Consider the following 9,860-nt stretch of genomic DNA (forward strand, 5'->3'; position numbering starts at 1 on the left):
TTGGTGATGTGGGATATTTGGCGATTGATCAGATCGCACAATCCGGGCTGAGTTCCCTTTAAGTGATCTACTATTCCGCGCAGCTATTTAGTGATACCCTTCCTGTCGTCAATTATTTCTTCCGGGTGATTTTGGCCCTCCGCGCTTGCATATCCGAAACCACCTTGATTATGATTTCTGAAGTAACAGCACTATCTGATGCAGAAAATAATACCTACTCAGTCACACAAATAAATACCATAAATAAGAATATAAGAGCATAACTCACATGGCGGTTCGAGATTAGCCTGACCATATAAAATTCACATTAGCGGAAATCGCCATCTAAACAGTCAAATATAGATGAACGGGGTAATTATTCCTTATGAGCATATCCCTTACACGCCTACGGTTTCCGGCATTCAATCGACTCCTTTATCCCAATAAGGAATAATAAATAAAGAATTCCCTAAGAACCTCATTATGAAACAGCATGCCAGTGGTACAGGGTTAGGCACCGGAAGACCCTGTTTCCCCTGGCGGCGAAAATTGAGTTTCAACACGCAGTAAATACGGTGAATACGCCAGGTATAAGGCCGATAAAAAACCACCGTGCTGCTCAGCGCTACTGTCCTGTATAGTTGGCGGAAACTGTGCCGGCAGATAGCTAAAGAGCTCCCGCTTTAAAGCTTTTTTGTCAATAACATCTTTCAGTGTCAGGCATTCAAGACTGAGATCGGCAAACAACTTTGATGATCCAGTCAGCTTCGACTGACCTCAGTACGGTGATGACCTGGTGCTCAGTAAATCGGACCTTGCGCATGACAATCTCCTTAACTAACAAATTCAATGACCTCTAAAAGTGAGTAGTGCGGACTACAGGAATACTTACATTTGTATTTTCCCAGGGGTGAGCCACCATTTATTTAATTATCCTCGGAGTGAATTCAAATAATTTAAATTAAAGCCCTGCGATTTGATAAAATTCATTTAAATCAACCATATAATGGAGTGGTCGTAAAGAAATCAACAAATAAAAGCCAGAGTAAACTCGCTTTATTAATTCAATTTAAAAGTGGATAATGGCTGCACTGAATAAAACAATTCAGATGTTTCAGACAATAACTAAGGGTATTTCTATGTATAAGCAGATTATTCTGGCGGCCGCTATTTCTGCAGGCGTGATCGCGGGCTCCGCTTCGGCAAATACTGGTGTGATTAATTTCACCGGCGCAATTTCATCTTCATCCTGTGATTTTAATGTCGCGGTTGATGGTGTTGTTTCACCTACTGGCGTAGTGGATATTGGCACATATAAAGCGTCTGATGTGACCAATGCAGGGGTTTTTGGTACAGCCAAAAATGTCTCACTCATTCCTGACCCGGCCAGCTGTGATGTCGTTCCCGCAGCAGCAGACGCATCTGTCTCTATTATTGCGAACCAGACTGATGCATCCAACACCGATGTGCTCACTACAGCAGACTCAGTCCTGACTAATGCAGGCGTACAGTTCACACTGGCCAGTGGTGCATCCGTGATCAACCGTGGAGGCGTACAGCTCTCCTCCGGGTCTGCTGACCTGGATGCTTCAGGTGCAGTTAACTTCATCGCACAGCCCTATGCGTTGAGCAGCTCCGTCAGTGCTGGTGTTATCGGCGGTGCCGTGTCCTATACCGTGGCTTATCTGTAGGGATAACGTCGGTTTATCTTCTTATGTGATGGTCAGTGCATGACCATTTTTTTGTTTACCACCAATGCCATGAATAGTGATGAGAGTTTATATGCGCCTCAGCTTTCTGCTTATTTCTATTCTTGGCAGTGTGGTCGTGCAGGCTCAAGAAAACCAGCAATTCAGTACCGAATTTATTAATGGCCGGTTTAACAGTGACGCCGTTGAAAAAGCTCTAAATAATGGATTGAACGCTAAAGTCATTTACTCCGTGCAGATCAATGGCCATTCAGTTGGCAGTTATTATTTTTCCCGTGAGGGGTCGCACCTCATATTCAGCGATAAATTTTATCAAGAGGCATTATTCGCTATCCTGAGTAAAAATTTACGCACCACTTTGCGTGAAGATATGTATCTGGATTCAGAGACCGAGCGATACACACTCACTGAGAACCAGACAACCTCATCCCTGTCAGTCTGGTTTCATGATGCCGATCTGCAGCACGCCCAGGGGGATGACGATGAACCTTTATCACAGACCATTAATGGTCTGATGGTCAATTATAACACCAGTGCTAACTACTTCCGTAACCTGGATGATGACTCCACGGAAACCTCACTACCACTTAACAGCCATATCCGGCTGGCGATGTACGATTTCCCTGTTGACCTTGATGTCTCCAGTTCAGATATTATCCATGATGAAATCAACGTGGATAACTTTAGTATCTCGCATCTGTTACCCACCATTCAAAGCCAAGTTTCTGCAGGCCAGACCTATACCAACAGCCGCTACGCAGAAGGCTTCAGTTTTTATGGGGTAAAACTGAATAGCGTTGATGATCTGCGCAGTCGTCACGATCGCTATTACACCCCCAACATTACGGGCTACGCGCGAACCAATGCGACTGTGGAGGTGTATCAGGATAAACGTCTGCTGTTCACTAAAACAGTGGCGGCCGGGCAGTTCGTGATTGATGAAGTTCAGGGGTTGTCCAACCAGACGCTGCGCGTAGTGGTCAAAGAATCCGACGGCACACAGAATACATTTTTCTATGAAAATACCGTGGTGCCTGGCTTGTTAACTCCGGGTACCTATAGCTATGAAGTCAACAGTGGCCGCTATCGTTTCAGTGACGATAATGTGGCGGATGGTTTTGTTTCTGCGGAGTACTCTCACGGATTTAACTGGCTGACAGCAACCATCAACTCGGTGGTCTCGGGGAATTACAAAAACCTGACCGTGGGGGGGGCATTTCCTCTGCGGGCTTTGGGGGCACTGGGTGGGGCTGCGTCGGTCTCAGGCTTCAGGAATGGTGATGAGAAGTATCAGGGTCAAAGCTACAGCCTCAATTATGCAAAATATCTGAATAATGGCTTTAACCTCCAAATGGCAGGTTACCGTTATTCCAGCAGGCATTATCTTTCCTTCAACGACGCAATGCAGATTAAACGTTCCGGCACGGACAAAACTGGGACCTTACGTAACCGTTTCTCCGCTACCCTGATGATGCCGGATCCCTTCATGGGAAATCAGGTGGCACTGAACGTCATGCACAGTAATTACTGGTCTGGCTCACCGGCCACCGACACCTACTCCCTGAGCTATGGCGGGTATGCCAGAGGGGTGGGCTACAACCTCTCTGTCGCAAAATCCTATACCGGGGATCTGGACAGCGATGTCAGCATTTCTCTGTCGCTTAATATTCCACTCCGAAGCCCCGGGAAAAGTGTCTACACCCGGTATAATCATGACCAGTACAACAATACCACCGAGGTTGGGCTCAACAGCTATGATGAAAACGGGTCTTATACCGTTTCGGCCTCACGGAATTTCCATAATAATGATTCGGCGGTCAATGGCACATACAGCCGGGCCAGTTCTCGCTATGACTCTCAGATTGCAGGGAATATCTCATCCCACTCAACCTATGCCTCCGGCTCCCTCAGCGGTACGCTGGCAGTAGCTGATAATCATCTGCTACTGAGCAGTAGCCAGGCCAGCACCATGGCGGTGGTGAAAATAAACGGTGCTGATAATGCGCGGGTTAACGGGATTGCCCTACAGCCGAATGGCTATGCGCTGGTACCGCTGAACGACAGCTTTGACAGCCAGGATGTTAGCGTGGATGCAGACAGCCTCAGTAACAATACATTACTGACCCAAAATCAGGTCCGCATTCGCCCCCGCCGGGGGGAATTAACCCGGGTCATCTTTACTGGCAAGAAAGTGAAGTTTGTCCGGGCAATACTGCTCGACAATTCCGGACTTCCGCTAGCATTTGGCACTGAGTTGACGCGTCTGGATACTGGAGATGTGATTTTCGCCGGTAATGGTGGGGGTGTGCTACTGCAAAAGGTAATATCTGCAGAGACAACTCAAGATGACCTTGTGCTTCGAGATAGCGACAACCGCTGCGACTATACTTTTTCATGGCGTCGGTTGATGAGCTCCAAGAACGAATCCAGTGATTTTATTGATACAGGAAAATTGACATGCAAAAAAAATTAATCCTCTCGGCCATATTCGGCTGTCTCCTCCTGTCCCCGACGCTGAGTCAGGCCGCACTGTCACTGAGTAACACCAGGGTGGTGATTCAGGAAGCATCTTCATCCTCTGTAGAGGTCATCAATGGCTCGTCGGAACGTTACGGAATGCAGGCCTGGGTTGAAGACCAAAACGGCAAAGACCCGGGGAAAATGCTTGTTGTTTCACCGGGGTTACTGAGTATCGATGGCAAAAAAAAGGCGGTGTTACGTCTGCTCTCATTCAGTAAAGCCGGCAATAAAGAACAGCTCTACTTTCTGAATGTGCAGGAAATCCCACCTAAACCCAAAGATAACGGACACAGCCAGTTTTTGCTGGCCGTACGTACAAAAATCAAGGTATTGGTCCGCCCTGCGCCATTATTTGATGGGCGAAGGGGCGCTGAGCAAAAAATCGAAGTATCAAAAACCGCAAAGGGCCTGCGTTTTACCAATCCGACTCCGTATTATTTTGCCATCACGACATTGACCTCCGGCGGGAAAGACCTGACCAAAACAAAGCTGGGAACATTCGCGCCCATGAGTTCGGTGGATGTACCGTTGGACACAGCCGCATCAAAGGTGACATTGCGTTATCTTGAAGATACCGGTGCGGCGCGTACTGTCACTCTGAGCGTTAAATAAAGGTTACTCCGGATGAAAATCACGTTAAGGATGCTCTGTACCTTATTGTTGCTCTGCTCGGCCTACGGCCATGCATACTCTGATAAGACCTGTTATCCGTCTTCCGGCTCGCCTTATGTATCGACCTTTACGGCCACAGGCGTTGTCCCGGCGGATAAGAACGGATCGAATAAGTCAATTTTCAGTGATACTCAAAACATCAATCAATCAGTAACGTATAAATGCTACTGTAGTAACCCAGCAGGCTACTCATTTTTATACTGGACAGGCACTTCTGATTACCCGGCAACAGGTCAATATGGCAATCGCCTGCAAATCACACCAGAAATGCAGATAACTGTTGAATCTTTCATATATACCAATACGAGCGGAGGTAATTACTTTAACATTCCTTTCAGTCCTGCCGATGGTGCAAAGTCTCAATCAACCAACTCATGCGGCACCGCCGACAGATCAGCAAAAGGAGCGACTCAGGTTAGAGGCAATATTGTTGTAACTAAACCCATTATTGGCAATATTTCGTTTCATGGCGTGGTCGGAAAGGTATATCTCCGGCGAGATGCGAATCCACCGCTCCCCACAGACCCTCCAATGGTTGTCCTTAACATGGATATTGAACTCACTGTGCCTGACGCATGCACCGTCAGGCCGGGGGGCGTGATTAATGTGGACCTGGGGCAGAACATTAGGCAGTCGCAGTTCCGGGGACAGGCCTACCCTTTACCGCCAAAATCCTACACGCCCCGCTCATTCAACCTTATGTTTGACTGTAATTTTAGTAATGCCGCCGTGGATGTAATTCTGACGGGTAATCGCGATACACAAACTCAAGGGTTTGCATCCTCCAGCCCTGATGTGTCCGTTATTGTCACTGACAGCAGTGGTAATATTGTGGCTCCCAACACCTTAGCCGGAGACGTGGCAGTTGGCAGTGACAGCACCAGTACCACGCTGCATTTAAAAGCGTATCCAACCAATTCCGGCGCGAATCCTGTCCCTGAGGCCAGCAATTATACGGCTACAGCAACGATCCTGCTGTCATATAAATAGCAAACTGAATGCTAGTACAATTTTGCGTTAAATAACATTAAACCAACATGGCAGGAATTGGCGCTGGCCATCGTAGACTCGGATATCGACGGCGGTTACCTACCCGTGGTGAAGGAAAGTTTATTCCTAACGAGTCAAGAGACCGAATGGGTGAACGTGAAAATTTGATACTCAGAAAGACTGACCTTTTGATCGCAAGCGCAATATGCCAGCCTTCGCCGTATATAGCTCTGACATTGAACAAGCATGTTGCAATGGTGACACTCACCCACCAAAATACATAAAATTGAATTCTGTATTTTTGTTATTTTAAATATTGCACATCATGCTCCTCACGCTTTACTTTTAACTTCCGGAGCGTTATCTTACAGCCGTGGTTTATTCCCCCAAGAACAAACCAGGGACTGCGTATAAAATTAGTGATAATAACAAGCTCCTCTCATTCATTATTGCAAGCGGCCAGGAATGCTCTGGCCTTTTTTTATTTGGTTCAGATCATTGTTGTTTCTCAACAAGCTCTATGGCGTGAACGCATAAGCGTCGACAACGCAAGATATAATCATTCAAAGTGCAGTATAATAATGAAAAAAATATTGATAATTAGTCTGTTAAGCGTTTTTATGTCACCCGCATTCGCCAATACCGCAGTGAAACTATCCTGTCATTTACGTAAGAATGTGATTATCTCCAGATTTGAGTACCAGCTTTCAACCATGAAATGGGGCAAACAGTTCCAGGTCGCTTCCGGGATTAAAAAGAGCCAGACCAAAGGCCATTCGCCTGTCTTTTCGACCTTTTTTCTCAATGGTGATGTGCTGGTCTTTTACCCGGAGAGTAAAAAATATTTTCTCCTCTATTCAGGGGCAAAGACACCTGACCGTTGTGTTGTTTTGGCGCACTATACCTATCCGGTTGTTCAGTTGCCGTACTATAAAGAACCCAGGTCTTAATCTTCTCCCCGGCGTGCAGCGAGAGAGGCCTTACCCAATGAGCCTTGTCTGCCACCGATGATTACAATGAATCATTATTGCCAATAATTATTCTCATTAACATAATCTTTCCCGAAACATCGCCTCAAGTGATTTCACACATTTTTGAATTTACATTCTAATTAATTTAAATCTCCTGTATTAGCAACGCGTTGCGCCATGTTTTTTTTATTAACTTTTATTATTAAATTTCCTGCACTTTCAATCCTCACTTTTTTTGTGGAACATGGCGGTCAATTTTCGTGCCATTAAATCGATGGCACCTTCCTTTTAGGAATAACGCTAGGGATCCATATGCCATTTTCCGTCGCCGATCGCCCCCCTTCATTTCAACAAAAATTGGTTGCCTGGGTCTGTGTTGCCCTGCAACTTCTCCCTCCCCTTTCGGGATTTATTCTTGCGGCCCCGGCTATAGCCAGTGAGCAGCACATGCTGCCTACAGCATCACACGACAGTGCCCCGAAAAACCCCTTTGAGCAGCAAATAGCTTCCGGAGCGATGGCTCTGGGGACAACGCTTTCGGATGAGGATCGTACCTCATCCGAAGCGCTGTCTGATTACGCACGCGCGCAGGCGGGCAGTGCAGTAAACAGCACCGTCGAGGGCTGGCTTAGCCAGTTTGGCACCGTCCGTTCGCAAATCAGTCTGGATAACAATTTCTCACTTGATGACAGTAGCCTCGATATGCTGCTACCGCTTTACGATTCCCCGGGCAATATGCTGTTCAGCCAGATGGGTGCCCGCCGTAAAGACGATCGCACCACGGTCAACCTTGGCCTGGGTATGCGATTTTTCCCCAGCGAGGCCTGGATGCTTGGGGCTAATGCCTTCTATGACAACGATCTTACCGGCAACAATTCCCGTTTGGGGCTGGGGGGTGAACTGTGGGCGGATTACCTGAAGATTTCCGTCAATGGCTATCAGCGTCTGAGTGGCTGGCATCAATCCCGTGATTTTGACGATTACGATGAGCGCCCGGCTAACGGCTTTGATGTTCAGCTCAACGGGTTTATCCCCGCTTATCCTCAGCTTGGCGGCAAACTGGTGTTTGAACAGTACTATGGCGATGACGTTGCGCTGTTTGGCAAGGATGACCGCCAGAAAGATCCGTATGCCGTTACGATGGGGGTCAACTACACGCCGATCCCGATGCTTACGCTGGGCGCGGAACAGAAGATGGGCAAATCCGGGCAGAATGATTTCAACGTCAATATGGCCCTCACTTATCAGTTGGACCAGTCCTGGGAAGGCAACACCTCGCCTGCGGCAGTGGATGCGATGCGCAAGCTGGCACGCAGCCGTTATGACCTGGTGGAGCGTAATAACAATATTATCCTCGAATACCGCAAGCAGCAGATTATCAAATTACATCTCGCACCTGAGCGTGTGCAGGGAGAGAGTAAAAGTACCCAGACAGTCACTGCGCAGGTCAGCAGTAAACATGGACTGAAAGATATTAGCTGGACTGGCGGATCTTTCCAGCAGGCTGGTGGCACCATTAAAGCGCTGGACGCCACGCATTACGCACTCACTCTGCCGACGTGGAAAGTCGCCCAAATTGCGCAGGCGACCAAAACAGCGAAGACCAAAAAGACCGGCAAGTCAGCCTCAGACGGCAGCCGCCTGCTCAACACTTATGTTCTGACTGCCGTGGCCCAGGACAGCAAAAGCAATCATTCATCCCCCGCACACCTGACTGTCGAAGTGCTGCCCCCACAGGCCCATTTTAGCAGCGAAGCCACGGTGAGTGGCGATAATGCCGCAGCGGATGGTGTGACACCTGTCAACGTGGTGTACCACATTGTGGATGGCAACAAACAGGCGCTGCCCGGTGAACGGGTCACTCTGGTGATAACGCTACCTGATGGCAGCAAAACCACGAAAGAAGTCGTTTCAGATGCGCAAGGGAATGTGTCAATTGACGTTGTCAGCCTTCTGCCGGGTGAAGCAACGGTTGAAGCACAACTCAGCAATGGCGAAAGCAGTCGCGTTACGATCCATTTTGCGGACGCGCAGCCCGATGCTGCCCACTCGTTACTGACCGCCTCTCCGAAGAGTATCGCGGCGAATGGTAAAGCCATAAGCACGCTAACGCTGGCGTTGCACGACAGCCTGGATCGTCCCCTGTCCGGGCGTAGCGACGTCAAATTGCACATTTCTGGTATCGAAGGCACTCGCCTCAGTGCCGTGAAAGAAACCTCCGCAGGCAATTACACCGCGACGCTGAGTGGCACACTGACAGGCACCGCTTCCATTACAGCCGAAGCGGGGGGAAGCACGCTCAGTAATGTCACCACGGATGTCCTGTTGACCAGCGATGAGAGTACTGCGCAGGTTAAAGACGGTAATTTCATTGTCATTAAAGATAATGTACCTGCCGATGGTAAAACCCCGGCAGGTGTCAAAGTGACCGTCACGGATGCCAGCGGTAATCCACTCGCGCACCAGAAGGTCACGTTCAGCGCTACCGACGGTGCGCTTGTGACGGAAAGTGCGGTCACTGACGATCAGGGGCAGGTGACGGTACCCGTCACCCATACTCATGCCGGTGCGGTGACCGTTACGGTGACGGTGAATGGCAGCACTCAGTCTGTGCAACTGAACTTTATTGCCGATGCGTCCACCGCTCAGGGGACACTGAGCGTGACAACTGACGGCGCTGCGGCGAATGGCACGGCAACCAACCGGGTAGAGCTGGTGATTGTCGATGCCAACGGCAACCCGATTGCCGGGAGCAGTATCACGTTCACCGCCGATAATGGCGCGACAATCGTGGCCGCCAGTGGGGTCACGGATCCGAACGGCAAACTGAGCACTACCCTCACCAGCACCACCGCCGGGATCAGCAATGTCACAGCCACCACGGGCAACGGCGAGACGCTGACCGCGAAGGTCACCTTTGTGGCCGATGGCAGCACGGCGCAAATCGCTACGGGTGACCTGACGGTCATCACCAACGATGCAATCGCCAATGGCACCGCCCGTAACCAGGTGCAGGTTA

Annotated in this window: 6 protein-coding genes and 1 pseudogene; 6 read left to right on the forward strand and 1 reads right to left on the reverse strand. The window is 48.9% G+C overall.

From position 1 onward, the window contains the following. Positions 1–473: 473 nt before the first annotated feature. Positions 474–802 (reverse strand): annotated as a pseudogene (locus ACG0Z5_RS23415) (IS3 family transposase); the annotation flags it as partial. 259 nt (positions 803–1,061) lie between these two features. On the opposite strand from ACG0Z5_RS23415, the gene ACG0Z5_RS23420 reads away from it, so the two are divergent. The 6 genes from ACG0Z5_RS23420 to ACG0Z5_RS23445 form a co-directional block, all read left to right on the forward strand. Further along, positions 1,062–1,670 (forward strand): fimbrial protein, encoded by a 609-nt coding sequence (locus ACG0Z5_RS23420; protein WP_394451515.1) that lies wholly within the window; start codon positions 1,062–1,064, stop codon positions 1,668–1,670. Positions 1,671–1,761: 91 nt separating this feature from the next. Further along, entirely contained in the window at positions 1,762–4,161 is a 2,400-nt protein-coding gene (locus ACG0Z5_RS23425) for a fimbria/pilus outer membrane usher protein (protein WP_394451517.1), read from the forward strand. After that, complete coding sequence (locus ACG0Z5_RS23430) at positions 4,146–4,820, forward strand: molecular chaperone (protein WP_394451519.1); 675 nt, start codon at positions 4,146–4,148, stop codon at positions 4,818–4,820. Before ACG0Z5_RS23425 ends, ACG0Z5_RS23430 begins: the two co-directional genes overlap by 16 nt. A 12-nt stretch (positions 4,821–4,832) precedes the next feature. Next, positions 4,833–5,870 (forward strand): fimbrial protein, encoded by a 1,038-nt coding sequence (locus ACG0Z5_RS23435; RefSeq protein WP_394451521.1) that lies wholly within the window; start codon positions 4,833–4,835, stop codon positions 5,868–5,870. 581 nt (positions 5,871–6,451) lie between these two features. Continuing rightward, positions 6,452–6,820 (forward strand): hypothetical protein, encoded by a 369-nt coding sequence (locus ACG0Z5_RS23440; protein ID WP_394451523.1) that lies wholly within the window; start codon positions 6,452–6,454, stop codon positions 6,818–6,820. Between the two features lie 468 nt (positions 6,821–7,288). Beyond that, positions 7,289–9,860, forward strand: a 2,572-nt coding sequence (locus tag ACG0Z5_RS23445) for an inverse autotransporter beta domain-containing protein (protein WP_394451524.1), incomplete at its 3' end; no start/stop codon positions are given.

Origin of the sequence: Scandinavium sp. M-37 (assembly GCF_043558715.1) — a bacterium.
Lineage (GTDB): Bacteria > Pseudomonadota > Gammaproteobacteria > Enterobacterales > Enterobacteriaceae > Scandinavium > Scandinavium vulneris_A.

Coding starts and splice junctions, on each gene's coding strand:
- ACG0Z5_RS23420 (WP_394451515.1), top strand. CDS start 1,062: ATGGCTGCACTGAATAAAACAATTCAGATGTTTCAGACAATAACTAAG.
- ACG0Z5_RS23425 (WP_394451517.1), top strand. CDS start 1,762: ATGCGCCTCAGCTTTCTGCTTATTTCTATTCTTGGCAGTGTGGTCGTG.
- ACG0Z5_RS23430 (WP_394451519.1), top strand. CDS start 4,146: ATGCAAAAAAAATTAATCCTCTCGGCCATATTCGGCTGTCTCCTCCTG.
- ACG0Z5_RS23435 (WP_394451521.1), top strand. CDS start 4,833: ATGAAAATCACGTTAAGGATGCTCTGTACCTTATTGTTGCTCTGCTCG.
- ACG0Z5_RS23440 (WP_394451523.1), top strand. CDS start 6,452: ATGAAAAAAATATTGATAATTAGTCTGTTAAGCGTTTTTATGTCACCC.